Source organism: Streptomyces sp. NPDC007189 (genome assembly GCF_040703635.1).
Lineage (GTDB): Bacteria > Actinomycetota > Actinomycetes > Streptomycetales > Streptomycetaceae > Streptomyces.
In genome coordinates this window covers 591846-616614 of sequence record NZ_JBEYEY010000001.1, presented here as the reverse complement: position 1 = coordinate 616614, position 24769 = coordinate 591846, and the positions used below count along the sequence as shown (strand labels likewise).

Here is a 24769-nt window from a genome sequence, read left to right as displayed (position 1 = left end):
AACCGATGAGCACTGTTGACATCCTTTCGCCGGCTGGCGAGAAGGCCGGTTCCGTCGAGCTCCCCGCGGAGATCTTCGACGCCAAGGTCAGCGTTCCGCTGATCCACCAGGTCGTCGTCGCGCAGCTGGCCGCTGCCCGCCAGGGCACGCACAAGACCAAGACCCGCGGTGAAGTCCGTGGTGGCGGCAAGAAGCCGTACCGCCAGAAGGGCACCGGTCGCGCCCGCCAGGGTTCGACCCGCGCGCCGCAGTTCGCCGGCGGTGGCGTCGTCCACGGCCCGCAGCCGCGTGACTACTCGCAGCGCACCCCGAAGAAGATGAAGGCCGCCGCCCTGCGCGGTGCCCTCACCGACCGGGCGCGTCACAACCGCATCCACGTCGTCTCCGGCGTGGTCGAGGGCGAGACCCCCAGCACGAAGGCCGCCAAGAGCCTGTTCGGCAAGATCAGCGAGCGCAAGAACCTGCTCCTGGTCGTCGACCGCTCCGACGAGGCCGCGTGGCTGTCCGCCCGCAACCTGCCCCAGGTGCACATCCTGGAGCCGGGCCAGCTGAACACGTACGACGTTCTCGTCTCGGACGACGTGGTCTTCACCCAGGCCGCTTTCGAGTCCTTCGTCGCCGGCCCGAAGGCCAACGACACCGAAGGGAGCGAGGTCTGATGGCCATCCGTCACCCCGCTATCGCCTCGAAGGCCGCCAAGGCCGCCAAGGCCGCGCGCGTCGCCAAGGCGCGCCGTCACGCCGCCGAGGGCAAGAACACCGTCGAGACCCCGCTGAGCAAGTCGTACACGGACCCCCGTGACGTCCTGCTGAAGCCGGTCGTCTCCGAGAAGAGCTACGCGCTGCTCGACGAGAACAAGTACACGTTCGTCGTCGACCCGCGGGCCAACAAGACCCAGATCAAGGAGGCCGTCCAGGCGGTCTTCGACGTCAAGGTCACCGGGGTCAACACGATCAACCGCCAGGGCAAGCGCAAGCGGACCCGCACCGGTTTCGGCCAGCGTGCCGCGACCAAGCGCGCGATCGTGACCCTCGCCGAGGGCGACCGTATCGACATCTTCGGCGGTCCGACCGCGTAAGCGGGTCGGATCGTCCGATATCGGACGAGGACTGAGAAATGGGAATCCGCAAGTACAAGCCGACTACGCCGGGCCGTCGTGGCGCCAGCGTCGCCGACTTCGTCGAGGTCACGCGGTCCACGCCGGAGAAGTCGCTGGTCCGTCCCCTGCACAGCAAGGGCGGCCGTAACAACGCCGGTCGTGTGACCGTTCGCCACCAGGGTGGCGGACACAAGCGCGCCTACCGAGTGATCGACTTCCGTCGTCACGACAAGGACGGCGTGCCGGCGAAGGTCGCGCACATCGAGTACGACCCCAACCGCACCGCGCGCATCGCGCTCCTGCACTACGCGGACGGCGAGAAGCGCTACATCCTCGCGCCGCGTGGCCTCAGCCAGGGCGACCGCGTCGAGAACGGTCCCGGGGCCGACATCAAGCCGGGCAACAACCTCGCCCTGCGCAACATCCCGGTCGGTACGACGCTGCACGCCATCGAGCTGCGTCCGGGCGGCGGCGCCAAGTTCGCCCGCTCGGCCGGCGCCTCGGTGCAGCTGCTCGCGAAGGAGGGCTCCATGGCCCACCTGCGCATGCCGTCCGGTGAGATCCGCCTGGTCGACGTCCGCTGCCGCGCCACTGTGGGCGAGGTCGGCAACGCCGAGCAGAGCAACATCAACTGGGGCAAGGCGGGCCGCAAGCGGTGGCTGGGCGTTCGCCCGACCGTCCGTGGTGTGGTCATGAACCCGGTTGACCACCCGCACGGTGGTGGTGAGGGCCGGACCTCCGGTGGCCGCCACCCTGTGTCCCCGTGGGGCAAGAAGGAAGGCCGTACTCGTTCGCCCAAGAAGGCGTCGAACAAGTACATCGTCCGCCGCCGCAAGACGAACAAGAAGCGCTAAGGACGGGTTGAGATGCCTCGTAGCTTGAAGAAGGGACCCTTCGTCGACGACCACCTGATCAAGAAGGTGGACGCCCAGAACGAAGCGGGCTCTAAGAACGTCATCAAGACCTGGTCCCGTCGCTCGATGATCGTCCCGGCCATGCTCGGTCACACGATCGCGGTGCACAACGGCAAGACCCACATCCCGGTGTTCGTCACCGAGTCGATGGTCGGCCACAAGCTCGGCGAGTTCTCGCCGACGCGCACCTTCCGGGGCCACGTCAAGGAAGACCGGAAGTCGAAGCGCCGCTAGCAGCGGATCGCATTCAGACACGTAAGTAACTCTGAAGGGACAACCATGGAAGCCAGGGCACAGGCGCGGTACATCCGCGTGACGCCCATGAAGGCCCGCCGTGTGGTGGACCTCATCCGTGGCATGAACGCCACGGAGGCCCAGGCTGTTCTGCGATTCGCTCCGCAGGCAGCCTCCGTGCCCGTCGGCAAGGTGCTCGACAGCGCCATCGCCAACGCCGCGCACAACTACGACCACACCGATGTCGACAGCCTCTTCGTTTCCGAGGCCTACGTCGACGAGGGCCCGACCCTGAAGCGGTTCCGTCCGCGCGCCCAGGGCCGTGCCTACCGGATCCGCAAGCGGACCAGCCACATCACCGTGGTCGTCAGCAGCAAGGAAGGAACCCGGTAATGGGCCAGAAGGTAAACCCGCACGGGTTCCGGCTCGGTGTCACCACGGACTTCAAGTCCCGGTGGTACGCCGACAAGCTGTACAAGGACTACGTCAAGGAAGACGTCGCCATCCGTCGGATGATGACGTCCGGCATGGAGCGCGCCGGCATCTCCAAGGTGGAGATCGAGCGCACCCGTGACCGCGTCCGCGTGGACATCCACACCGCCCGCCCGGGCATCGTCATCGGCCGCCGCGGCGCCGAGGCCGACCGCATCCGCGGTGACCTGGAGAAGCTGACCGGCAAGCAGGTCCAGCTGAACATCCTCGAGGTCAAGAACCCGGAGACGGACGCTCAGCTGGTGGCCCAGGCCGTCGCCGAGCAGCTGTCCTCCCGCGTCTCCTTCCGCCGTGCCATGCGCAAGAGCATGCAGTCGGCGATGAAGGCCGGCGCCAAGGGCATCAAGATCCAGTGCGGTGGCCGCCTCGGCGGCGCCGAGATGTCCCGCTCGGAGTTCTACCGCGAGGGCCGTGTGCCCCTGCACACGCTCCGCGCGAACGTGGACTACGGCTTCTTCGAGGCCAAGACGACCTTCGGCCGCATCGGTGTGAAGGTCTGGATCTACAAGGGCGACGTCAAGAACATCGCCGAGGTCCGCGCCGAGAACGCTGCCGCCCGTGCGGGTAACCGCCCGGCCCGCGGTGGCGCCGACCGCCCGGCCCGTGGTGGCCGTGGTGGCGAGCGGCGCGGTCGCAAGCCGCAGCAGGCTGCCGGCGCCGAGGCCCCCAAGGCCGAGGCTCCCGCCGCCGCTCCGGCTGAGAGCACCGGAACGGAGGCCTGACCGTCATGCTGATCCCCCGTAGGGTCAAGCACCGCAAGCAGCACCACCCGAAGCGCACTGGTGCGGCCAAGGGTGGCACGCAGGTTGCGTTCGGCGAGTACGGCATCCAGGCGCTGACCCCGGCCTACGTGACGAACCGCCAGATCGAGGCGGCCCGTATCGCGATGACCCGTCACATCAAGCGTGGCGGCAAGGTCTGGATCAACATCTACCCCGACCGTCCCCTCACCAAGAAGCCGGCCGAGACCCGCATGGGTTCCGGTAAGGGTTCGCCGGAGTGGTGGATCGCGAACGTCAAGCCCGGACGTGTGATGTTCGAGCTGTCGTACCCCAACGAGAAGATCGCCCGTGAGGCGCTGCTTCGAGCGGCCCACAAGCTGCCGATGAAGTGCCGGATCGTCAAGCGCGAGGCAGGTGAAGCGTGATGTCGGCCGGTACCAAGGCGTCCGAGCTGCGCGAGCTGGGCAACGAGGAGCTTCTGGCGAAGCTCCGCGAGGCCAAGGAAGAGCTGTTCAACCTCCGCTTCCAGGCGGCCACGGGTCAGCTCGAGAACCACGGTCGGCTGAAGGCCGTCCGGAAGGACATCGCGCGGATCTACACCCTGATGCGCGAGCGTGAGCTGGGCATCGAAACGGTGGAGAACGCATGAGCGAGAGCAACGTGACTGAGAACAAGGAAGCGCGCGGTTTCCGCAAGACCCGTGAGGGTCTGGTCGTCAGCGACAAGATGGACAAGACCGTCGTCGTCGCCGTCGAGGACCGCGTCAAGCACGCGCTGTACGGCAAGGTCATCCGCCGTACCAACAAGCTCAAGGCGCACGACGAGCAGAACGCCGCGGGTGTCGGCGACCGCGTCCTCCTGATGGAGACCCGGCCGCTGTCCGCGACGAAGCGCTGGCGCGTCGTCGAGATCCTCGAGAAGGCCAAGTAATTCCTGCGGGGCAAACCCCGCAGGTCAGTTCCGCCAGGCTCCGGGGGCCGTTGAAAGACGGCCCCCGGGGAACCGGCAGACGATCAGGAGATAGACGTGATCCAGCAGGAGTCGCGACTGCGCGTCGCCGACAACACTGGTGCGAAGGAGATCCTTTGCATCCGTGTGCTCGGTGGCTCCGGTCGCCGCTACGCGGGCATCGGTGACGTCATCGTCGCCACCGTCAAGGACGCGATCCCCGGTGGCAACGTGAAGAAGGGTGACGTCGTCAAGGCGGTCATCGTTCGCACCGTCAAGGAGCGCCGCCGTCCGGACGGCTCGTACATCCGCTTCGACGAGAACGCCGCCGTCATTCTGAAGAACGACGGTGACCCTCGCGGCACCCGCATCTTCGGCCCGGTCGGGCGTGAGCTGCGCGAGAAGAAGTTCATGAAGATCATCTCGCTGGCTCCGGAGGTGCTGTAAGCATGAAGATCAAGAAGGGCGACCTGGTCCAGGTCATCACCGGTAAGGACAAGGGCAAGCAGGGCAAGGTCATCGCGGCCTACCCCCGCGAGGACCGTGTCCTGGTCGAGGGTGTCAACCGGGTCAAGAAGCACACCAAGGCCGGTCCGACCGCTCGCGGTTCCCAGGCCGGCGGCATCGTGACCACCGAGGCCCCCATCCACGTGTCCAACGTTCAGCTGGTCGTGGAGAAGGACGGTCAGAAGGTCGTCACGCGTGTCGGTTACCGCTTCGACGACGAGGGCAACAAGATCCGCGTTGCCAAGCGGACGGGTGAGGACATCTGATGGCTACCACCACCACTCCGCGTCTGAAGACGAAGTACCGCGAGGAGATCGCGGGCAAGCTGCGTGACGAGTTCAAGTACGAGAACGTCATGCAGGTCCCGGGCCTCGTCAAGATCGTGGTCAACATGGGTGTCGGCGACGCCGCCCGTGACTCGAAGCTGATCGAGGGCGCCATCCGCGACCTGACCACCATCACCGGTCAGAAGCCGGCCGTCACCAAGGCCCGCAAGTCCATCGCGCAGTTCAAGCTGCGCGAGGGCCAGCCGATCGGCGCCCACGTCACGCTCCGTGGCGACCGCATGTGGGAGTTCCTGGACCGCACCCTGTCGCTCGCGCTCCCGCGCATCCGCGACTTCCGCGGCCTGTCCCCCAAGCAGTTCGACGGCCGTGGCAACTACACCTTCGGTCTCACGGAGCAGGTCATGTTCCACGAGATCGACCAGGACAAGATCGACCGTACCCGGGGCATGGACATCACCGTGGTCACCACGGCGACCAACGACGCTGAGGGCCGCGCGCTCCTTCGTCACCTCGGCTTCCCGTTCAAGGAGGCGTGAGCGAGATGGCGAAGAAGGCTCTGATTGCCAAGGCTGCTCGCAAGCCCAAGTTCGGTGTGCGTGGCTACACCCGCTGCCAGCGCTGCGGCCGTCCGCACTCCGTGTACCGCAAGTTCGGCCTGTGCCGCGTGTGCCTTCGTGAGATGGCTCACCGTGGCGAGCTGCCGGGCGTGACCAAGAGCTCCTGGTAATCCCCTTATTAGGGATTCCTGGACCTCTCGGTAAGCAACCGGGACGGCAGGGGCTCCCGCCCTCATGGCTTAGGCTAGGAGGGTTGGGCCTCTGCCGCCCTGAACGACTTACTACGCCGTAGGTCCCCGCGCCGCACCCGTCCCGTCTTCGAAGTACGGGGAGAGGGATGGCGCATATAGGAAACCCCGGCGAGAAAGGCCACAGGCCAATTCATGACCATGACTGATCCGATCGCAGACATGCTGACGCGTCTGCGTAACGCGAACTCGGCGTACCACGACACCGTGACGATGCCGGCGTCCAAGATCAAGTCGCACATCGCGGAGATCCTCCAGCAGGAGGGCTTCATCACGGGCTGGCGTGTCGAGGACGCCGAGGTCGGCAAGAACCTCGTCCTCGAGCTGAAGTTCGGCCCGAACCGTGAGCGCTCCATCGCGGGCATCAAGCGGATCTCCAAGCCCGGTCTCCGGGTGTACGCGAAGTCCACCAACCTGCCGAAGGTGCTCGGCGGCCTCGGCGTGGCGATCATCTCCACGTCCCACGGTCTGCTCACCGACAAGCAGGCGCAGAAGAAGGGCGTGGGTGGGGAAGTCCTCGCCTACGTCTGGTAACGGAAGGGAACGGAGGAAACAGCTATGTCGCGCATCGGCAAGCTCCCCATCCCGGTTCCCGCCGGCGTGGACGTCACCATCGACGGCCGTACGGTCAAGGTCAAGGGCCCCAAGGGCGAGCTGACCCACACCGTTGCCGCGCCGATCGACATCGCTAAGGGCGAGGACGGCACCCTTCAGGTGCTCCGCCCGAACGACGAGCGGCAGAGCAAGGCCCTGCACGGCCTGTCCCGCACGCTGGTGGCGAACATGATCACCGGTGTGACCCAGGGATACGTCAAGAAGCTCGAGATCAGCGGTGTCGGTTACCGAGTGACCGCCAAGGGTTCCAACCTGGAGTTCGCTCTCGGTTACAGCCACCCGATCCTGGTCGAGGCCCCCGAGGGCATCTCCTTCAAGGTGGAGTCCCCGACCCGATTCTCGGTCGAGGGCATCGACAAGCAGAAGGTCGGCGAGGTTGCGGCCAACATCCGCAAGCTGCGCAAGCCCGACCCGTACAAGGCCAAGGGCGTCAAGTACGAGGGCGAAGTCATCCGCCGCAAGGTCGGAAAGGCGGGTAAGTAAGCCATGGCATACGGGCAGAAGATCCTCAAGGGCGACGCCTACAAGCGCGCCGCGATCAAGCGCCGTCACATCCGGATCCGCAAGAAGGTGTCCGGTACGGCGGAGCGTCCCCGTCTGGTCGTGACCCGCTCCAACCGCCACATCGTGGCGCAGGTGATCGACGACCTGAAGGGCCACACCCTGGCGTCGGCGTCCACCCTGGACGCGTCGATCCGCGGCGGCGAGGGCGACAAGTCCGCGCAGGCCAAGCAGGTCGGCGCCCTGGTCGCCGAGCGTGCCAAGGCCGCCGGTGTCGAGGCCGTCGTGTTCGACCGTGGTGGCAACCAGTACGCCGGGCGCATCGCCGCCCTGGCGGACGCCGCCCGCGAAGCCGGGCTCAAGTTCTGAGCCGCTTGTAGCTAGCGGAAAGAGAGAGGTAATCCAATGGCTGGACCCCAGCGCCGCGGAAGCGGTGCCGGTGGCGGCGAGCGGCGGGACCGGAAGGGCCGTGACGGCGGCGCTGCTGCCGCCGAGAAGACCGCGTACGTTGAGCGCGTCGTCGCGATCAACCGCGTCGCCAAGGTTGTGAAGGGTGGTCGTCGCTTCAGCTTCACCGCGCTGGTCGTGGTGGGCGACGGTGACGGCACCGTGGGTGTCGGTTACGGCAAGGCCAAGGAGGTGCCGGCCGCCATCGCCAAGGGCGTTGAGGAGGCCAAGAAGCACTTCTTCAAGGTCCCCCGGATCCAGGGCACCATCCCGCACCCGATCCAGGGTGAGAAGGCCGCCGGCGTCGTGCTGCTCAAGCCGGCTTCGCCGGGTACCGGTGTTATCGCCGGTGGTCCCGTGCGTGCCGTGCTCGAGTGCGCCGGCGTTCACGACATCCTGTCCAAGTCCCTGGGCTCGGACAACGCCATCAACATCGTGCACGCGACCGTGGCGGCCCTCAAGGGCCTGCAGCGTCCCGAGGAGATCGCGGCCCGCCGTGGTCTGCCGCTCGAGGACGTCGCTCCCGCGGCTCTCCTTCGTGCGCGTGCCGGGGCGGGTGCGTAATCATGGCGCAGCTCAAGATCACGCAGGTCAAGTCCTACATCGGCAGCAAGCAGAACCACCGTGACACCCTGCGGTCGCTTGGTCTCAAGGGGATCAACACCGTGGTCGTCAAGGAGGACCGCCCCGAGTTCCGCGGCATGGTGCACACCGTCCGCCACCTCGTGACGGTCGAGGAGGTCGACTGATCATGGCGGAGCAGAACCCGCTCAAGATCCACAACCTCCGTCCCGCCCCGGGCGCCAAGACCGCCAAGACCCGTGTCGGTCGTGGTGAGGCGTCGAAGGGTAAGACGGCCGGTCGTGGTACCAAGGGCACGAAGGCCCGCTACCAGGTTCCGGAGAGCTTCGAGGGTGGCCAGATGCCGCTCCACATGCGTCTCCCGAAGCTGAAGGGCTTCAAGAACCCGTTCAAGACCGAGTACCAGGTCGTGAACCTCGACAAGCTCGCCGCGCTCTACCCGGAGGGTGGCGAGGTCACCGTCGAGTCGCTGGTGGCCAAGGGCGCCGTTCGCAAGAACAGCCTCGTCAAGGTCCTCGGCCAGGGCGAGATCTCCGTGGCGCTGCAGGTGACGGTCGACGCCGTCTCCGGCTCCGCCAAGGAGAAGATCACCGCCGCCGGCGGTACGGTCACCGAGCTGGTCTGAGTCCCTCAGGTCCCTCGATGACGTGAACGATCCCGACCGGGGATACTCCACAAAAGGGGTATCCCCGGTCGGTCGTTCCTAGGGCGGCGCCTTCGCCGGTAAGGTGGCCAGCACTGCCTACTTTCACCGGGTGCTTCCATGGGGCACTCTGGGCGGCAGTTGACCGTTAGCTATTCGTCTCTATCCGTCGAACCTCAAGACCGTCACCCTTGACGCAGTTGCGCGGGGGTCGCAGGAGGCACCGTGCTCACCGCGTTCGCCCGGGCGTTCAGGACGCCCGACCTGCGCAAGAAGCTGCTCTTCACGCTGGGCATCATCGTGGTCTACCGGGTCGGTACCCACATTCCGATCCCCGGCGTCAACTACAAGGCCGTCCAGCAGTGTGTGACCGAGGCACAGGGCAACCAGGGCCTGTTCGGTCTCGTCAACATGTTCAGCGGTGGTGCGCTGCTGCAGATCACGGTCTTCGCGCTCGGCATCATGCCGTACATCACGGCCAGCATCATCCTTCAGCTGCTGACCGTGGTCATCCCGCGCCTGGAAGCCCTGAAGAAGGAGGGCCAGGCCGGTACCACGAAGATCACGCAGTACACCCGTTACCTCACCGTGGCGCTCGCCATCCTGCAGGGCACCGGCCTGGTCGCCACCGCCCGCAGTGGCGCGCTGTTCAACGGCTGCTCGGTGGCCTCCAGCATCGTCCCGGACCGCACGATCTTCGCGACGATCACGATGGTGATCTGCATGACCGCCGGCACGGCCGTCGTGATGTGGCTCGGCGAGCTGATCACCGACCGCGGCATCGGCAACGGCATGTCGATCCTGATGTTCATCTCGATCGCCGCGACCTTCCCGTCCGCGCTGTGGGCCATCAAGAAGCAGGGCACCCTGGCCGGCGGCTGGATCGAGTTCGGCACCGTGATCCTGGTCGGCCTGGTCATGGTCGCGCTCGTCGTCTTCGTCGAGCAGGCCCAGCGCCGTATCCCGGTGCAGTACGCGAAGCGCATGATCGGCCGCCGCTCCTACGGCGGCACGTCCACCTACATCCCGCTCAAGGTGAACCAGGCGGGTGTGATTCCCGTCATCTTCGCCTCCTCGCTGCTCTACATCCCGGCGCTCGTGGCGCAGTTCGCGGGGGGCAATGCGGGCTGGAAGCAGTGGGTCACCCAGAACCTGACCAAGGGCGACCACCCGATTTACATCACTGCGTACTTCTTGCTCATCGTTTTCTTCGCGTTCTTCTACGTGGCGATCTCCTTCAACCCCGAGGAAGTCGCCGACAACATGAAGAAGTATGGTGGCTTCATCCCGGGCATCCGGGCTGGCCGACCGACCGCTGAGTACCTCAGCTACGTGCTCAACCGGATCACCTGGCCGGGTTCGCTGTATCTGGGTCTGATCGCTCTCGTACCGACAATGGCGTTGGTGGGCTTCGGGGCAAGCCAGAACTTCCCGTTCGGTGGAACCAGCATCCTGATCATCGTGGGTGTCGGTCTCGAGACGGTGAAGCAGATCGAGAGCCAGCTCCAGCAGCGCAATTACGAAGGGTTCCTCCGCTGATGCGTATCGTCCTCGTCGGGCCGCCGGGTGCCGGTAAGGGAACGCAAGCCGTCCGCCTCGCCGAGAAGCTGGCCATTCCGCACATCTCCACGGGCGACCTGTTCCGGGCCAACATCAGCCAGCAGACCGAGCTGGGCAAGCTGGCCAAGTCGTACATGGACCGCGGTGACCTGGTGCCGGACACGGTCACCATCGCGATGGCCAAGGACCGCATGGAGCAGCCGGACGCCGAGAAGGGCTTCCTGCTGGACGGCTTCCCGCGCAACGTGCAGCAGGCGGAGGCGCTGGACGAGCTGCTGGAGACCGAGGGCATCACCCTGGACGCGGTGCTGGACCTGGAGGTCCCCGAGGACGAGGTCGTGAAGCGGATCGCCGGCCGGCGCATCTGCCGCAACGACTCCTCCCACGTGTTCCACGTGACGTACAGCCCGCCGAAGAAGGAGGGCGTCTGCGACGTCTGCGGCGGCGAGCTGTACCAGCGCGACGACGACTCCGAGGACACCGTCCGCACGCGGCTGGAGGTCTACCACACGCAGACCGAGCCGATCATCGACTACTACAAGGCGCAGGGCCTGGTCGTGACGATCTCCTCCCTGGGCCCGGTGGACGAGATCACGCAGCGGGCGCTGGACGTGCTCAAGCGCGAGAAGGCCGAGCAGTAGACAGTCCGGCTCTTCCGGCCGCGGTGCCCGCCCCAGGGTGCCGCGGCCGTACTGTTGTACCGATAACCCAGCCGATGTGAGTGACGGAGAGCGCAGGCCCCCCATGGTGCAGATCAAGACGCCCGAGCAGATCGCGAAGATGCGTGCGGCGGGTCTGGTCGTCGCCGCCATCCACGCGGCCACCCGCGAGGCCGCGGTGCCCGGCGCCTCCACCAAGGACCTGGACGAGGTCGCCCGCAAGGTCCTCGCCGAGCACGGCGCCAAGTCGAACTTCCTCGGCTACGGCGGCTTCCCCGCCACCATCTGCACCTCCGTGAACGACGTCGTGGTCCACGGCATCCCCTCCGAGGACGTCGTCCTCAAGGACGGAGACATCATCTCCATCGACTGCGGCGCCATCGTCGACGGCTGGCACGGCGACGCGGCCTACACGGCGTTCGTGGGCTCGGGGCACTCCCCGGAGCTGATCGAGCTGTCCCGGGTGACCGAGGAGTCGATGTGGGCCGGCATCGCGGCCATGAAGCAGGGCAACCGCCTGGTCGACGTCTCCCGGGCCATCGAGACGTACATCCGCCGCCAGCCGAAGCCGGGCGGCGGCCGCTACGGGATCATCGAGGACTACGGCGGCCACGGCATCGGCACCGAGATGCACATGGACCCGCATCTGCTGAACTACGTCGACCGGCGCCGCGGCAAGGGCCCCAAGCTGGTCCCCGGCTTCTGCCTCGCCATCGAGCCGATGGTCTCGCTCGGCACCCCGAAGACCGAGGTCCTCTCGGACGACTGGACGGTCATCACGACCGACGGCACCTGGTCCTCCCACTGGGAGCACTCCGTCGCCCTGACCGAGCAGGGCCCCCTGGTGCTGACGGCCCCCGACGGGGGCAAGGCGAAGCTCGCCGAGCACGGCATCACGGCCGCTCCCGATCCGCTCGCATAGGGATCACCGGGATGGGGCAGACTTCCTCGATTCGCGTTTCCGGGTGCTCCGACGTAGACTGACTCGTCGGCTCTCGTGCACCCGCATGTCCGCATGCGCCCCGCAGGGGAAGCAGGAGAGTCGATCAAGGTAGTCGATTCGAAGGGCGAAGCGTGGCCAAGAAGCAAGGTGCCATCGAGATCGAGGGCACTGTCGTCGAGTCTCTGCCGAACGCCATGTTCAAGGTCGAGCTCCAGAACGGCCACCAGGTCCTGGCACACATCAGCGGCAAGATGCGTATGCACTACATCCGCATCCTCCCTGACGACCGGGTCGTGGTGGAGCTGTCTCCGTACGACCTGACGCGTGGCCGGATCGTCTACCGGTACAAGTAGATCTTGCCCGCATCCCGCTCCGGCGGGGTGATGGCACTGACCCGGAGAACCTCACCTAATGAAGGTCAAGCCGAGCGTCAAGAAGATCTGCGACAAGTGCAGGGTGATCCGCCGTCACGGTCGGGTCATGGTCATCTGCGAGAACCCGCGCCACAAGCAGCGCCAGGGCTGACGCACGACCGACACCCTCTGCACCTCTATCGCAGAGTTTTCGCGCGACGCGAGCTGAATATGTTCATACGCAGGACCCGAGCCATCCAGCTCGACACCCCCGGTTCGGAGGCCGGGGACCCGGTTCGTACCTCGTACGGCGGCCGGGAGCCGGTTCTGCGGAAGACCTCCGAAGATCACCAGGAGCCATTGAATGGCACGCGTTTCCGGTGTTGACATCCCGCGCGAAAAGCGCGTGGAGGTCGCCCTCACCTACGTGTTCGGCATCGGCCGGACCCTCTCGAAGGAGACGCTGGCTGCGACCGGCGTCGACCCGAACACCCGCGTCCGCGACCTGACCGAAGAGCAGCTGGTCGCGATCCGCGAGTACGTCGACAACAACATCAAGACCGAGGGTGACCTCCGTCGCGAGATCCAGGCCGACATCCGCCGCAAGGTCGAGATCGGCTGCTACCAGGGTCTCCGTCACCGTCGCGGTCTGCCCGTCCGCGGTCAGCGCACCAGCACCAACGCTCGTACCCGCAAGGGCCCGCGTCGCGCCATCGCCGGCAAGAAGAAGCCGGGCAAGAAGTAGTCCGCAGCGGACACCCTGTCCACGGTCTTCGCTGTAGGACCGACCACCTCCCGTAGGAGTTAGTAGATGCCCCCCAAGGGACGTCAGGGCGCTGCCAAGAAGGTGCGCCGCAAGGAAAAGAAGAACGTCGCTCACGGCCACGCGCACATCAAGAGCACGTTCAACAACACGATCGTCTCCATCACGGACCCGTCGGGCAACGTGATCTCCTGGGCCTCCGCCGGCCACGTCGGCTTCAAGGGCTCCCGGAAGTCCACGCCGTTCGCCGCGCAGATGGCCGCCGAGTCGGCCGCCCGCCGCGCCCAGGAGCACGGCATGCGCAAGGTCGACGTGTTCGTCAAGGGCCCGGGCTCCGGTCGTGAGACCGCGATCCGCTCCCTGCAGGCCACGGGCCTCGAGGTCGGCTCCATCCAGGACGTCACCCCGACCCCGCACAACGGCTGCCGTCCGCCGAAGCGCCGCCGCGTCTGACGCCGCTTCGCAGGGCTTTCCGGGCGGTACGGCTCTTTCGGGTCGTACCGCCCGTACCCTTGCAGTACCCCGTGTTTTTCGGGCACGGGTTCCGTCGGGCGTCATATAGCGGGCGTCCACGACTGAAGGATCTGATCCACACATGCTGATCGCTCAGCGACCCTCGTTGACCGAAGAGGTCGTCGACGAGTTCCGCTCCCGGTTCGTGATCGAGCCGCTGGAGCCGGGCTTCGGCTACACCCTCGGCAACTCCCTCCGCCGCACCCTCCTGTCGTCGATCCCCGGCGCTGCTGTCACCAGCATCCGCATCGACGGCGTCCTGCACGAGTTCACCACCGTGCCGGGCGTCAAGGAGGACGTCACCGACCTGATCCTCAACATCAAGCAGCTGGTCGTCTCCTCGGAGCACGACGAGCCGGTCGTGATGTACCTGCGCAAGCAGGGCCCGGGTCTGGTCACCGCCGCCGACATCGCGCCCCCGGCCGGTGTCGAGGTGCACAACCCCGACCTCGTCCTCGCCACGCTCAACGGCAAGGGCAAGCTGGAGATGGAGCTGACGGTCGAGCGCGGCCGCGGTTACGTCTCCGCCGTGCAGAACAAGCAGGTGGGCCAGGAGATCGGCCGTATCCCGGTCGACTCCATCTACTCGCCGGTGCTCAAGGTCACGTACAAGGTCGAGGCGACCCGTGTCGAGCAGCGCACCGACTTCGACAAGCTGATCGTCGACGTCGAGACCAAGCAGGCGATGCGTCCCCGTGACGCCATGGCCTCCGCCGGCAAGACCCTGGTCGAGCTGTTCGGTCTCGCCCGCGAGCTGAACATCGACGCCGAGGGCATCGACATGGGCCCGTCCCCCACGGACGCCGCCCTGGCCGCCGACCTGGCGCTGCCGATCGAGGAGCTGGAGCTCACGGTCCGCTCCTACAACTGCCTCAAGCGCGAGGGCATCCACTCCGTGGGTGAGCTCGTGGCTCGTTCCGAGGCCGACCTCCTGGACATCCGCAACTTCGGTGCGAAGTCCATCGACGAGGTCAAGGCGAAGCTGGCCGGCATGGGCCTGGCCCTGAAGGACAGCCCGCCCGGATTCGACCCGACCGCCGCGGCGGACGCGTTCGGCGCCGATGACGACGCGGACGCCGGGTTCGTGGAGACCGAGCAGTACTAAGAGCTTGGGCCCACTGGTCCGTTTTCGGCTGCCGGCTCGCTGTGGCTGGTCGCGCAGTTCCCCGCGCCCCTTCGGGCGCGGGGTCTCCGACAGACAACCGTCTGCTCGGATACTGACCCCGGTACCTGATACGGCCGGGGCAGAGATACAGGAGAAGAACCATGCCGAAGCCCACCAAGGGTGCCCGTCTGGGCGGCAGCGCCGCGCACGAGAAGCTGCTCCTCGCGAACCTCGCGAAGAGCCTCTTCGAGCACGGCCGTATCACCACCACCGAGGCGAAGGCCCGCCGCCTGCGCCCGTACGCCGAGCGTCTGATCACCAAGGCGAAGAAGGGCGACCTTCACAACCGCCGTCAGGTGCTCCAGGTCATCACGGACAAGAGCGTCGTCCACACGCTCTTCACCGAGATCGGCCCGCGGTACGAGAACCGTCCGGGTGGCTACACCCGGATCACCAAGATCGGTAACCGCCGTGGCGACAACGCGCCCATGGCCGTCATCGAGCTGGTCGAGGCGCTGACGGTGCAGCAGAAGGCCGTGGGTGAGGCCGAGGCCGCCACCAAGCGTGCGGTCAAGGAGTCCGACGAGGCCAAGGCCGAGGAGACCAAGGTCGAGGAGACCGAGGCCGCCGAGGCTCCGGCCGAGGAGTCCACGGAGGCCTGAGGCTCTGCCGTGAGCTGAGCGGGTCCGCCCTTCACCGGGCGGGCCCGCTTTTGCGTACCTGAGAGGATCTGTTCTGTGAGTGAAGTACAGCCCGGGTTCGTCCGCATCCGTCTCGACCTCTCCTACGACGGCACCGGCTTCCACGGCTGGGCCAAGCAGGCCGGCGGCCGGCGGACGGTCCAGGGTGAGGTGGAGGACGCGCTGCGTACGGTGACGCGGTCGCCGGAGACGTTCGAGCTGACGGTGGCCGGACGCACCGACGCCGGGGTGCACGCCCGTGGCCAGGTCGCCCATGTGGACCTGCCCCGGGCGGTCTGGGCGGAGCAGAGCGGCAAGCTGCTCAAGCGTCTCGCCGGCCGCCTGCCCCGGGACGTACGGGTGTGGGCCCTGCGGGAGGCGCCCAGCGGTTTCGACGCCCGGTTCGCCGCGGTCTGGCGGCGCTACGTCTACCGCGTCACCGACAACCCCGGCGGCGTGGACCCGCTGCTGCGAGGCCACGTCCTGTGGCACGACTGGCCGCTGGACGTCGCCGTGATGGACGCCGCCGCCAAGTCCCTGGTCGGGGAGCACGACTTCGCGGCGTACGCGAAGAAGCGGGAGGGTGCCACCACCATCCGGGAGATCCTCGACTTCGGCGTGACCCGGCGCGCGGACGGCATCATCGAGATCGAGGTCCGCGCCGACGCCTTCTGCCACAACCAGGTCCGCTCCATGGTCGGCGCGCTGCTCTTCGTCGGCGACGGCCACCGCGACGTCCAGTGGCCGCGGCGCGTCCTCGACGCCGGTGTCAGGGACAGCGCCGTCCACGTCGTCCGCCCGCACGGCCTGACCCTGGAGGAGGTCGGCTACCCGGCGGACGAGCTGCTGGGGGAGAGGCAGCGGCAGGCGCGGCGGGTGCGGGTCCGCGGCCAGTGAGGCCTCGGTCTACGCCTTGTCCAGGATCTCCTTCAGGGCCGGCTTCAGGAAGGGCTTCAGGCTCTTGGAGTACGACGACGTGATGTGGCTGTTGTCGAAGTAGACGACCTGGTCGCCGATGACCGCCGGGCACACGTCGGCGGTGCAGAACGCGGGCGTCGTGTCGATGATGTCCGCGCCGTACTTCTCGGCGACCTCCCGCTCCATCGTGCGGAACTGCGGGTACTCCAGCGCCTGCCACTGCTTGCGGTTGCAGAGGGTGATGTTGTCGATGTGCGTGGCGAGACAGTCGGGGACGTTCTGGCCGGGCTCCGGGGTGTCCGTCATGTAGGCGAGCCGGGCGCCGGTCTCCTTGAACACCTTGAACGAGGCCTCGGCGCCGGTCCGGTTCGCCTCACGGCGCGCCCGGTCGGCGATCACGAGGACGTCCGGGTGGATCTTCTTCAGCGCCGCGAAGGCCGACTGCCGCCAGCTGTCGCACTCGGTGTACTCGCGGTTCACCTGGGGGTTCACGATGTGGTAGATCTGCGGCGAGCAGCCGCCCTTCGCCATGGTCACCACCCGGACGCGGAGATCCTTGCCGATCGCGTCGTAGACGTCGTTCCACTGCCAGGCGTGGGAGTCTCCCATGAGGACGAGAGTCCTCGCCCCCTTCGGGTCGCCGATCACACAGGCGTCGCGCATCACGAACTTCGTGACGTCCAGGTTGTCGATGCAGCCGCGCCGTGCGGTGTTCTCGGGCGTGCTCCGCAGCGCGCCCTGCACGGTGGCGGAGAGCTGCGTGCGGTGGGCGGAGTCCTCGACCGACGCGGCGTTGGTGTACCCGGTCGCGAGGGTGCTCGACGTGGACGCGGTCGCCAGGTGCAGCGGCACGATGGTGGCCAGGACCATCGCCCCGGCCGTGCCCGCGGTGGTGAATCCGCCGGTGAAGACTCCCTTCCAGGGGCGGGCCACCAGCGAGACGTTCTTCTTGAACTTGCGCTCGACGGCGTAGTGCACGACGACCGCCAGCAGGAACGACAGGACGACGACGCGCATCCGCTCCTCGAAGGTGAAACCCCGGTCGGTGATGGACGGCCAGAGCACCAGCAGCGGCCAGTGGGTCAGGTACCAGCCGTAGCTGACGTTGCCGACGAAGTCGAGGACGGGATTGTCGAGCAGCCGCTCCACGCCGTACCGGGGATTGGCGCAGCCGCCGGCGATGACCATGACGGCCCCGGTGACCGGGCCGGCCACGGCGTAACCGGGCAGCGGCGTCTCGCTGGAGATGAGCAGCGCGGTGCCCACCGCGGTGCCGAGCCCCAGCCAGGAGACGACCGCCGCCACCCCCGTGTTCATGCGGGACACCAGCGGAGCGGCGAGAGCGAGCAGCACGCCGCAGGTGATCTCCCAGATCCGGGTGTGGGTGCTGAAGTACGCGAGCGGCTGGTTCTCGGCGGTCTTGGACCAGCCCAGGTAGAACGATCCGGCGATGACGGCCATCAGGAACAGCGCGACGAGCGCACGGTTGCGGAAGATCTTGCGGCTGATCCAGACCAGGACGACGAGGAGGATCGGCGCCGCGAGGTAGAACTGCTCCTCGATGCCCAGCGACCAGAAGTGCTGGTACGGGGTCTGCGACCCGTCGTTGGCGAAGTAGTCGGTGCCGTTCTCGACCAGGCGCCAGTTCAGGAAGCTGAGGGAGGCGCTGAGGCCGTCCTCCATGAAGGCGCGGAACCTGAGCGGACTGCCGTACACCCATGCCAGGACGGCGGTGCCGACGATGACGAGGGCCATGGGCGGCGTCAGCCGCCTGAACCGGCGGGCCCAGAACTTGGTCAGGGAGACCTTGCCGGTCTTGTCGATCTCGGCCAGGAGCTGGCCGCCGATGAGGAAGCCGCTGAGGACGAAGCTGACGTCCACGCCGCCGTGGATGTCGAGGATGCCGCAGTGCATGCTGACGACCATCATGATGGCGACGGCGCGCAGGCCCTGAATGTCCGGCCGGTACTTGCGAAGACGCTCCGACTGCGCGGCCGTTGAGCGATGGCGGGTCACGGTTCTCCAGTAACTGTCGGGCTGGCCGGCGACTTCAGTGGACCGTCGGGCAGGCGACAGCCGTACCGCTGACGCGCACCCCTCCGGCGGGAATGCGGATGCCGCACGACAGCCGCAGCTGGGCGGGCAGCTCGTTGTGCGGGCCGACGTGTGCATGGCAGCCCACGACGACCTCGCGCAGGCACGACTCGGCGCCGATCGAGGAGTCGTGGTCGACCACGGACTCGTGGATCCGCGCTCCCTCGGCCACGGAGACGCGCGCGCCGACGATGGATCGGTCGACGAGCGCGTGCGGGCCGATCACGGCGTGCGGGCCGACCGTCGAGCCGCCGGTGACCCGGGCGGTGGGGTCGACGGTGGCCGTGGGGTGGATCAGGGCCTGGGCGGGCGCGGCCACGAGGGGCGAGGTGGCCGCGCCGGTGACCAGGTCGGCGGAGCCGTGGACGAAGGCCAGCGGTGTGCCGAGGTCGCGCCAGTAGTCGTCCGTGGTGTGGCCGAACACGCGCCGTCCCGCGGTGACGAGCCGCGGGAAGGTCTCCTGCTCGACCGAGACCTCGCGGTCGGCCGGGATGGCGTCCAGGACGGACCGGCGGAAGACGTAGGCGCCGGCGTTGATCTGGTCGGTGACGCACTCCTCGGGCGTCTTGGGCTTCTCCAGGAAGGCCAGCACCCGGCCGGCCTGGTCGGTGGGGACGAGCCCGAAGGCGCGCGGGTCGGGGACCCGGGTGAGGTGCAGGCTCACGTCCGCGTCGCGTGCCTGGTGCCGCTCCAGAAGGGCGCGCAGGTCGACGCCGGAGAGGATGTCGCCGTTGAGGATCAGCACGGGCGCGTCGGCGGAGGTGCCGCGCAGCAGCCGTCCGGCGTTGCGGATCGCCCCGCCGGTGCCGAGCGGGACCTCCTCGACGGCGTAGGAGATCTCCAGGTCCTCGGAGAAGTCCTTGAACTCCTGCTCGAAGAGGGCGGCGAGGTAGGAGGTGGCGAACACCACGTGCTCGACGCCCGCGTCCGACAGCTTGGCGATCTGGTGCCGGATGAAGGAGGAGCCGGCGACGCCGAGCAGCGGCTTCGGGGTGTGGTTGGTGAGCGGGCGCAGACGCGTTCCCTTGCCGCCCACCAGGATGATGGCTTCTTGCATGATTGCCTCCGCTCGGTCAGGTGGTGGGGGCGGTGCCGGGACCCGCGTAGTCAGAGGTGAAGCAGGACTTGATGGCCGCCTCGGACAGGGGGCGTCCGGCGAAGTCGAGCCGGGAGGCGACCTTGTCGTCGGGCGGGGTGTTCGGGTCGTCGTCGAACCAGAGCGACCACCAGTAGACGCCCTGCATCCGGCGGTCCTGGACGACCTGGCAGACGGCCTTGTACCAGTTGGCCTGCACCCGGGGGTTGACGGCCCGCTTGGCGTAGAAGTCGCCGGGGGCGTGGTAGGCGCCGTTCATGGCGCCGATGCCGGTCTCGGAGACCAGGATGTTGGGCAGCGGGCCGGTGGCCTTGCGGTTCAGCCAGGTGTTCCAGCCCTTGACCAGCGTGGAGACGGGGGCGGTGTCGGGCGCCTTGACGGGGAAGTAGGCGTCGACGCCGAGGTGGCTGACCGGCATGTTGATCCGGCCGACGACGTACTTGTCCCAGTTGGCGTTGTAGGAGACCTCGCCGGAGAAGTTCTTCTCGGCGTAGGAGACCAGGGGCTCCCAGCCCGGGTCGCCCTCCAGGGAGTTCAGCTCGGTGCCGATGACGAAGGTGTTCGCCTTCGCGTTGTGGGCCGCCCGGAGGTAGGGGGTGAGGAACTGCTTGTACGAGGCGAACCACGCGGAGCGGGAGGCGGGCTCGATGTCACCGCGCCAGCCGTTGTTCTGCTTCAGGGTGCCCTCGTCCAGGATCGGGCGGACCGTGGTGCGGAAACCGGCGTCCCGGAACACCTTCAGCACCCGCTGCAGCCGCTCGGGGGAGGGCGTCTTGGCGCCGGCCGAGAGCGTGTCGGAGGTGGAGTTCTGGATGAAGAAGGGGAACGAGACGGACACCGAGTTGGCGCCCAGGCCGATCAGGTACTTGGCGTGCTTGCGGGCCTGGTTCTCGATGAACGTGTCGGATCGTTTCCGCTTCTCCTCCTCCCAGTACAGCTGTACGCCCCACTGGGCCATGCCCTTCTTCCAGGGCTTGGCGACCTGAAGGGCGGAGGCGGCGGAGGACGGCGAACCGGACGGGGCGGAGGCCGACGCCGTACCGCCCGCGTGGCCGGACGGGGTGGCGGGGTCCTTGTCGTCGCCGATCACGATCCTGGGAAGGGCGGAGCCCGACTCGAAGCGCACCGGGTGGTTGCCGAGGACGAAGGGGGTGCCCAGCACGAGGGTGAGGACGGTCACCGGGAAGATGGCGAGCAGAGGCAGTCGCGAACGCATGTCAGGGGTGTCTTCCGGGCTCAGGCGGGCTTGGCGATCACGACGAACTTGTTCTCCTCGCGCCGGACGAACCTCAGGAAGCCCTTGAAGCCGCCGAGTCCTTCCAGCACGGAGAAGACCGGGATGAGCGCGACCACGACGATCGGCTCCCACCACTTGCGCTTGCCGCTGACCGAGGAGAGGGCGTTCAGCCGCAGCCCCTCCCAGTACGTCCAGACGACGTAGGCGAAGTTCAGGGCCCACAGGATGACCACGGACTGGGTCACGGGCGAGGTGTTCATGTCGTCGATGAGCCAGCCGAAGAGCAGCACGGCCGCGATGTGCTGCAGCGGGCCGAGGATCCAGGTGGCCACGCAGATCGACAGGAACCAGCGGTAGCGCCAGGGCACGGCCTTGTTGCAGCACAGGGCCACCAGGCCCCAGGCCCAGCGGTCGCGCTGCTTGACGAAGTCCTCGGCGGTGGCGGGGGAGGCGCCGTAGCAGCGGCCGTTGAACCAGTCGCTGCGGCCCGGGTACATACGGCAGAAGGTCAGGGCGAGCCGGGCGTCCTCGACGATCTCCTTGGGCCCGAAGTCCCAGCCGATGGTGGCCTCGATGGACGCGCGCAGCACCAGCAGCTCGCCGTGCACGCCGGCGGCCGGGGTGCCCATGCCGGTCAGCGCGCGGAAGCGGGCGATGTCGTCGGCGGGGCGCACGGCGTCCGCGAGCCAGGTGAACATGTTGACCGCGTTCTCGCGGGGGTAGGTGAGGATGCCCTGGGCCATGTGCTTGGCCTCGTCGGGGTGGGCACGGCGCTGGCGGTTGATGAACTGGGCGAGCGAGGAGGCGGTGTCGGGCCCCACGCCGGTGTCGTCGTCCATGTGCAGCACCCACACGTGGTCGAGTGCCTCGCCCTCCGCGATGCGCAGCTCGTGGGCGTAGTGGTTGGCGCGGGCCTTGAAGCGGGTGCCGTTGGCGGGGACGTAGTCCTTCGGCACGGTGATCACCCGGATCAGCGGGTGGGAGGCGGCGAGCCGGTCGATGTCCGCCGCCGCCTCGCAGCCCTCCTCGGTGAGGATGTCCACGCGCAGGTACGGGAACCACTCCGGCAGGTGCTCGACGTACGACAGGATCGAGCGCTCCAGGGCCGGGTAGGTGTCGTGGCGTCCGATGGTGGGGCACAGCACGATCAGGAAGTCCTGGTCGGCCGGCGCCGGGGGGATCATCCGGTCGCTGCGGCGGATCCGGCGGCGGATCAGCAGGGCGCCCTGGATGCCCACCATGACGCCGACCACCGGCAGGGACCAGACGACGGTCAGGATCCAGCTCAGCGGCGAGGAGCTGGGCCGGTAGGTCCACAGCCCGAAGGCGACCAGCAGGACGAACGGCAGCAGGAACGGGAGGATCCCCGGTTTCCACGCCGCGGTGCGCTTGGCGAGCTTCTGATTGTGCCGCGAATGCGGCAGACCCCCGTCGACCAGTGTCGATGCCATGACGACTGCGGAACTCCCCGTGAGATCGGTGGCGCGTCGAGGCGGCAGCGATCTGGCGTCGTGGTGCGGCGGTGCGCACCACGACATGCACTTGGGTTTCCTGCCCCCCGACGCCTTCTTCGGCGTCTCGGCCACTCGCCGCTCAGATGCCCCCCCAGGCGCCCAAACCACTGGCCGAACAGGTGACTGATCCTTACACGTATGTGCGCGGTACGGAAACAGTGTGAGCAGTATGTGTTTAAAAATTAACCAAGCGGGTCATGGGGGAGCGAACGCCACTCCTCGGCGGTGATCACCAGGGGAGAGGCGTACGTCCGTTTCACGTCGGCCGGGGTGTTCCGGTGCCGAGGCTCGCTGACGTTGTCGTACGTCAGCGCCTGACCCCACACCGTCCACAGCACCCACGGCGTGCGGGACAGGGTCCGGGGCTGGTCGGCGTTGAGCGGCACGTGGAAGGACTCGGCGACGATCCGGGGCCGGGCGAACCGCTCCAGTCCCCGGTACCAGACCTCGGTCCAGGCGCCGGTGCCGTACGGCCGGGCCGGGCTGCCGCTGTAGTCGTCGACGCCCACGACGTCCACGTACGCGCCGCCCGGGTAGTACGGGCCGGGCGGTGTGCCGTAGGAGCCGTCCCAGGAGTTCGGGGCCCAGACGAAGACCAGGTTGTGCAGGCCGCGCCGGTGCACCAGGAAGTCATGGGTCAGCCGCCACAGCCGGTGGTACGCCTCCGGGTGCTGCCCGCCCCACCAGAAGCCGTGGCCGGGACGCGTGTTCATCTCGTGGTACGGCCGCAGCAGCACGGGTACGCCGTGACCGGCCAGGTAGCCCAGGTGGTCGGCGAGGTAGCCGAGGTCGTGCAGCAGGGCCGCGTGCTCGACGGTGCCCTCGGTGACCACCCGGCCGAACCAGCCGGGATCCTTCGCGCCGGGCGAGTTGCGGTGCAGGGTCTGCGCGAAGCCCTTGACGGTGCTGCCCGGGTACGGCTGGTGGAAGGAGAAGCCGACCATGCCCGCCGGGGCGCCGCCGTTGGACGGCAGGACCGTCTCGGTGCCCGACGGGCAGTCGACGTGCCGCCCCGACGGCCGGTAGGAGCCGTCGGCCGCCCGGGGCAGCCCCGCCCACACGCCCATCGCGAGGTCCACGGCGTCCTCGGCGTACCCCCAGAAGGGGCGGCAGCTCGGCCAGGCGCGGGAATAGGAGCGGGCCTCGCCCACCGCCCAGCCCTCGTGGCCGTAGCCGGGCCCCAGGTCCAGTTCGACGAAACCGGGCAGCCGGCCGGTGATGTCCCGGACCTTGCGGTAGTAGTAGCCCGGCTGCTTCAGGCCGCGGTAGTCGCCGTACGCCGCGTTGTACCGCTCGTTGTGCAGCTCCACGTGCTGTCCGATGAGCGTCCGGCTCGGCCGGCCCCGGCGGGCGTCGTTCTCCAGGCCGGCCAGCAGCGCGTACACCCGGCGGGCGGCGGGGGTGGCCCGCGGATCCCGGTGCGTGAGATCGGCCGGGACCGTCACCGGGCCGCTGTCGCCGGCCGCCCGGTCCCAGGCCCACAGGGCCGCCGGGACCCCCATGGCCAGCCCCGCACCGGCTCCGAGCAGCCCGATCCGCCCACGCATCCGCATCCGTACCCCCTGGCCGGTGATCATCCGGAGCGTCTCACACCAGGGCGGCGGGCCGGGGGACGGTGTCAGCCGTCGGCCGCCGCCGACGCCTGGGCCTGGCCGCGGCGGTAGATCTGGTCGAAGGCGAACTGCTGCAGGTCGTCGCCGGTGCGGAAGACCTTCGTGTCCTTGGTGGTCACGTTCTTGCCGTTGGTGAAACCGCTGATCGTGAAGTAGGCGTAGCGGCCGACGGCGTTGCGGGTCGAGCGGCACGTGGCCCCGTCGCAGAAGGGCTTGACGCCCTTGCCGGGCAGTGCGGTGACGATGCTGTCGTCGTTCGTCTGGGACTTGGCCTTCGTCGCCTGGGCCTGGGTGTCGAAGACGGCGACGCCGACGGTGACCGCGATGCCGTCCTTGCTGTAGGTGGCGCGGATCATACGGGTGCAGCCGTTCGCGGTGAGCACCTTCGGCAGGGTGCCGCCGGCGGCCGAGGCGCAGTTCGTCGTGTCGGCCGTCGCGCCCTTCTTGTAGACGGTTCCGCCCATGGTCAGCTGGGTGCCGGGGAAGAGCGTGGCCGCGCTGAGCGGGGCGGTGTCCTTCTTGGCGCTGGCGATGAAGTCCCGCGGGTCCAGCGGCGGCGGGGCGCTGGTCGGCGCGAAGGACGGCGTGGCCGAGCCGCTCGGCACGGAGGCGCTGGCCGGCAGGCCGGTGGGGCCGCCGGACGCGCCGGTGTCCTTGTTCGCGGACACGACGGCCATGGCGACGGCGGTGCCGACGGCTATCGTGGCGAGGGCGCCGGCGCCGATGAACAGCAGCCTGCGGCGCTTGTTGCGGGTCTCGGAGGCCTCCGCGAGCGCGGCCCAGTCCGGGGTCCCGTCGTCACCGCCGCTGCTCCAGGACTGCTGCTGGGAATGCGGTTTCCAGGGATCCCACTGAGACTGGGGTCCCCCCTGCCCGTAACTCATGGGGCGCATCTTAGACGGGGGGCGCGGATCATCACGCCGCT

At 68.0% G+C, this 24769-nt stretch carries 35 protein-coding genes; 29 read left to right on the top strand and 6 right to left on the bottom strand.

Going from position 1 to position 24769, the window contains the following annotated elements:
• The first annotated feature begins 5 nt into the window (after positions 1 to 5).
• The 29 genes from rplD (at position 6) to truA (ending at position 16269) form a co-directional block, all read left to right on the top strand.
• Positions 6 to 659: a 50S ribosomal protein L4 gene (gene rplD / locus AB0950_RS02860; protein ID WP_360149617.1), complete on the top strand. Its 654-nt coding sequence runs from the start codon at positions 6 to 8 to the stop codon at positions 657 to 659.
• Positions 659 to 1078: a 50S ribosomal protein L23 gene (rplW, locus tag AB0950_RS02855; protein ID WP_014674371.1), complete on the top strand. Its 420-nt coding sequence runs from the start codon at positions 659 to 661 to the stop codon at positions 1076 to 1078. The genes rplD and rplW overlap by 1 nt, the downstream gene beginning before the upstream one ends.
• Before the next feature lie 38 nt (positions 1079 to 1116).
• Complete coding sequence (gene rplB, locus AB0950_RS02850; protein WP_070026315.1) at positions 1117 to 1953, top strand: 50S ribosomal protein L2; 837 nt, start codon at positions 1117 to 1119, stop codon at positions 1951 to 1953.
• 12 nt (positions 1954 to 1965) lie between these two features.
• Positions 1966 to 2247, top strand: coding sequence for a 30S ribosomal protein S19 (gene rpsS / locus AB0950_RS02845; RefSeq protein ID WP_095748093.1), 282 nt, complete (start codon positions 1966 to 1968; stop codon positions 2245 to 2247).
• 45 nt (positions 2248 to 2292) lie between these two features.
• The gene (gene rplV / locus AB0950_RS02840) at positions 2293 to 2640 is read left to right on the top strand and encodes a 50S ribosomal protein L22 (RefSeq protein ID WP_030601197.1); all 348 of its coding nucleotides are present in this window, start codon (positions 2293 to 2295) and stop codon (positions 2638 to 2640) included.
• Positions 2640 to 3461, top strand: coding sequence for a 30S ribosomal protein S3 (gene rpsC / locus AB0950_RS02835; protein WP_014674374.1), 822 nt, complete (start codon positions 2640 to 2642; stop codon positions 3459 to 3461). The genes rplV and rpsC overlap by 1 nt, the downstream gene beginning before the upstream one ends.
• Positions 3462 to 3466: 5 nt before the next feature.
• Positions 3467 to 3886, top strand: coding sequence for a 50S ribosomal protein L16 (gene rplP, locus AB0950_RS02830; RefSeq protein WP_360149611.1), 420 nt, complete (start codon positions 3467 to 3469; stop codon positions 3884 to 3886).
• Entirely contained in the window at positions 3886 to 4110 is a 225-nt protein-coding gene (gene rpmC, locus AB0950_RS02825) for a 50S ribosomal protein L29 (RefSeq protein ID WP_007494763.1), read from the top strand. Before rplP ends, rpmC begins: the two co-directional genes overlap by 1 nt.
• Positions 4107 to 4391, top strand: coding sequence for a 30S ribosomal protein S17 (gene rpsQ, locus AB0950_RS02820; RefSeq protein ID WP_039656223.1), 285 nt, complete (start codon positions 4107 to 4109; stop codon positions 4389 to 4391). Before rpmC ends, rpsQ begins: the two co-directional genes overlap by 4 nt.
• Before the next feature lie 96 nt (positions 4392 to 4487).
• Complete coding sequence (rplN, locus tag AB0950_RS02815) at positions 4488 to 4856, top strand: 50S ribosomal protein L14 (protein WP_003998823.1); 369 nt, start codon at positions 4488 to 4490, stop codon at positions 4854 to 4856.
• A gap of 2 nt (positions 4857 to 4858) precedes the next feature.
• Positions 4859 to 5182, top strand: coding sequence for a 50S ribosomal protein L24 (gene rplX, locus AB0950_RS02810; RefSeq protein ID WP_069779212.1), 324 nt, complete (start codon positions 4859 to 4861; stop codon positions 5180 to 5182).
• Positions 5182 to 5739, top strand: a complete 558-nt coding sequence (rplE, locus tag AB0950_RS02805) for a 50S ribosomal protein L5 (protein WP_015658460.1) — start codon at positions 5182 to 5184, stop codon at positions 5737 to 5739. Before rplX ends, rplE begins: the two co-directional genes overlap by 1 nt.
• 5 nt (positions 5740 to 5744) lie before the next feature.
• On the top strand, positions 5745 to 5930 hold the full coding sequence (locus tag AB0950_RS02800) for a type Z 30S ribosomal protein S14 (RefSeq protein WP_003948630.1): 186 nt from the start codon (positions 5745 to 5747) through the stop codon (positions 5928 to 5930).
• Positions 5931 to 6143: 213 nt separating this feature from the next.
• Positions 6144 to 6542 carry a 30S ribosomal protein S8 gene (gene rpsH, locus AB0950_RS02795; protein ID WP_330338322.1) on the top strand — a complete coding sequence of 133 codons (399 nt, stop codon included), beginning with the start codon at positions 6144 to 6146 and terminating at the stop codon, positions 6540 to 6542.
• Between the two features lie 24 nt (positions 6543 to 6566).
• Complete coding sequence (gene rplF / locus AB0950_RS02790; RefSeq protein ID WP_330338321.1) at positions 6567 to 7106, top strand: 50S ribosomal protein L6; 540 nt, start codon at positions 6567 to 6569, stop codon at positions 7104 to 7106.
• A gap of 3 nt (positions 7107 to 7109) precedes the next feature.
• On the top strand, positions 7110 to 7493 hold the full coding sequence (rplR, locus tag AB0950_RS02785) for a 50S ribosomal protein L18 (protein ID WP_029380981.1): 384 nt from the start codon (positions 7110 to 7112) through the stop codon (positions 7491 to 7493).
• A 36-nt stretch (positions 7494 to 7529) separates the two neighbouring features.
• The gene (gene rpsE, locus AB0950_RS02780) at positions 7530 to 8135 is read left to right on the top strand and encodes a 30S ribosomal protein S5 (RefSeq protein WP_005313527.1); all 606 of its coding nucleotides are present in this window, start codon (positions 7530 to 7532) and stop codon (positions 8133 to 8135) included.
• A 2-nt stretch (positions 8136 to 8137) separates the two neighbouring features.
• Positions 8138 to 8320: a 50S ribosomal protein L30 gene (gene rpmD, locus AB0950_RS02775; protein ID WP_003998814.1), complete on the top strand. Its 183-nt coding sequence runs from the start codon at positions 8138 to 8140 to the stop codon at positions 8318 to 8320.
• A 2-nt stretch (positions 8321 to 8322) separates the two neighbouring features.
• Positions 8323 to 8778, top strand: coding sequence for a 50S ribosomal protein L15 (gene rplO, locus AB0950_RS02770; RefSeq protein WP_360149602.1), 456 nt, complete (start codon positions 8323 to 8325; stop codon positions 8776 to 8778).
• Between the two features lie 243 nt (positions 8779 to 9021).
• The gene (gene secY / locus AB0950_RS02765) at positions 9022 to 10335 is read left to right on the top strand and encodes a preprotein translocase subunit SecY (protein WP_360149599.1); all 1314 of its coding nucleotides are present in this window, start codon (positions 9022 to 9024) and stop codon (positions 10333 to 10335) included.
• A complete protein-coding gene (locus AB0950_RS02760) occupies positions 10335 to 10997 on the top strand; it encodes an adenylate kinase (RefSeq protein WP_360149596.1) in 663 nt (220 codons plus the stop codon). The genes secY and AB0950_RS02760 overlap by 1 nt, the downstream gene beginning before the upstream one ends.
• A gap of 103 nt (positions 10998 to 11100) precedes the next feature.
• Positions 11101 to 11937, top strand: coding sequence for a type I methionyl aminopeptidase (gene map / locus AB0950_RS02755; RefSeq protein ID WP_361980618.1), 837 nt, complete (start codon positions 11101 to 11103; stop codon positions 11935 to 11937).
• Positions 11938 to 12089: 152 nt separating this feature from the next.
• Positions 12090 to 12311 (top strand): translation initiation factor IF-1, encoded by a 222-nt coding sequence (infA, locus tag AB0950_RS02750; protein ID WP_003948620.1) that lies wholly within the window; start codon positions 12090 to 12092, stop codon positions 12309 to 12311.
• A gap of 58 nt (positions 12312 to 12369) precedes the next feature.
• Positions 12370 to 12483: a 50S ribosomal protein L36 gene (gene rpmJ, locus AB0950_RS02745; protein ID WP_003998809.1), complete on the top strand. Its 114-nt coding sequence runs from the start codon at positions 12370 to 12372 to the stop codon at positions 12481 to 12483.
• A gap of 192 nt (positions 12484 to 12675) precedes the next feature.
• Positions 12676 to 13056, top strand: coding sequence for a 30S ribosomal protein S13 (gene rpsM / locus AB0950_RS02740; protein WP_023547369.1), 381 nt, complete (start codon positions 12676 to 12678; stop codon positions 13054 to 13056).
• Between the two features lie 66 nt (positions 13057 to 13122).
• Entirely contained in the window at positions 13123 to 13527 is a 405-nt protein-coding gene (rpsK, locus tag AB0950_RS02735; protein WP_003956432.1) for a 30S ribosomal protein S11, read from the top strand.
• A 142-nt stretch (positions 13528 to 13669) separates the two neighbouring features.
• Positions 13670 to 14692 carry a DNA-directed RNA polymerase subunit alpha gene (locus AB0950_RS02730; RefSeq protein ID WP_003966937.1) on the top strand — a complete coding sequence of 341 codons (1023 nt, stop codon included), beginning with the start codon at positions 13670 to 13672 and terminating at the stop codon, positions 14690 to 14692.
• 161 nt (positions 14693 to 14853) lie between these two features.
• A complete protein-coding gene (gene rplQ, locus AB0950_RS02725) occupies positions 14854 to 15354 on the top strand; it encodes a 50S ribosomal protein L17 (protein ID WP_360149588.1) in 501 nt (166 codons plus the stop codon).
• 75 nt (positions 15355 to 15429) lie between these two features.
• Positions 15430 to 16269 (top strand): tRNA pseudouridine(38-40) synthase TruA, encoded by an 840-nt coding sequence (gene truA / locus AB0950_RS02720; RefSeq protein ID WP_360574643.1) that lies wholly within the window; start codon positions 15430 to 15432, stop codon positions 16267 to 16269.
• Between the two features lie 9 nt (positions 16270 to 16278).
• Here the strand turns inward: truA and AB0950_RS02715 are convergent, their stop codons facing one another.
• The 6 genes from AB0950_RS02715 to AB0950_RS02690 all read right to left on the bottom strand — a co-directional run bounded on the left by AB0950_RS02715 (position 16279) and on the right by AB0950_RS02690 (position 24728).
• A complete protein-coding gene (locus tag AB0950_RS02715; RefSeq protein WP_360149582.1) occupies positions 16279 to 18306 on the bottom strand; it encodes an acyltransferase family protein in 2028 nt (675 codons plus the stop codon).
• Between the two features lie 34 nt (positions 18307 to 18340).
• Positions 18341 to 19441, bottom strand: coding sequence for an NDP-sugar synthase (locus tag AB0950_RS02710; protein WP_366777635.1), 1101 nt, complete (start codon positions 19439 to 19441; stop codon positions 18341 to 18343).
• 16 nt (positions 19442 to 19457) lie between these two features.
• Entirely contained in the window at positions 19458 to 20696 is a 1239-nt protein-coding gene (locus AB0950_RS02705) for a hypothetical protein (RefSeq protein WP_360149576.1), read from the bottom strand.
• A 20-nt stretch (positions 20697 to 20716) separates the two neighbouring features.
• Positions 20717 to 22168 (bottom strand): glycosyltransferase family 2 protein, encoded by a 1452-nt coding sequence (locus AB0950_RS02700; RefSeq protein WP_360149573.1) that lies wholly within the window; start codon positions 22166 to 22168, stop codon positions 20717 to 20719.
• A 245-nt stretch (positions 22169 to 22413) separates the two neighbouring features.
• Positions 22414 to 23784, bottom strand: a complete 1371-nt coding sequence (locus AB0950_RS02695; RefSeq protein WP_366777634.1) for a glycosyl hydrolase — start codon at positions 23782 to 23784, stop codon at positions 22414 to 22416.
• Between the two features lie 65 nt (positions 23785 to 23849).
• Positions 23850 to 24728 carry a hypothetical protein gene (locus AB0950_RS02690; RefSeq protein WP_360149567.1) on the bottom strand — a complete coding sequence of 293 codons (879 nt, stop codon included), beginning with the start codon at positions 24726 to 24728 and terminating at the stop codon, positions 23850 to 23852.
• Between the last annotated feature and the right edge of the window lie 41 nt (positions 24729 to 24769).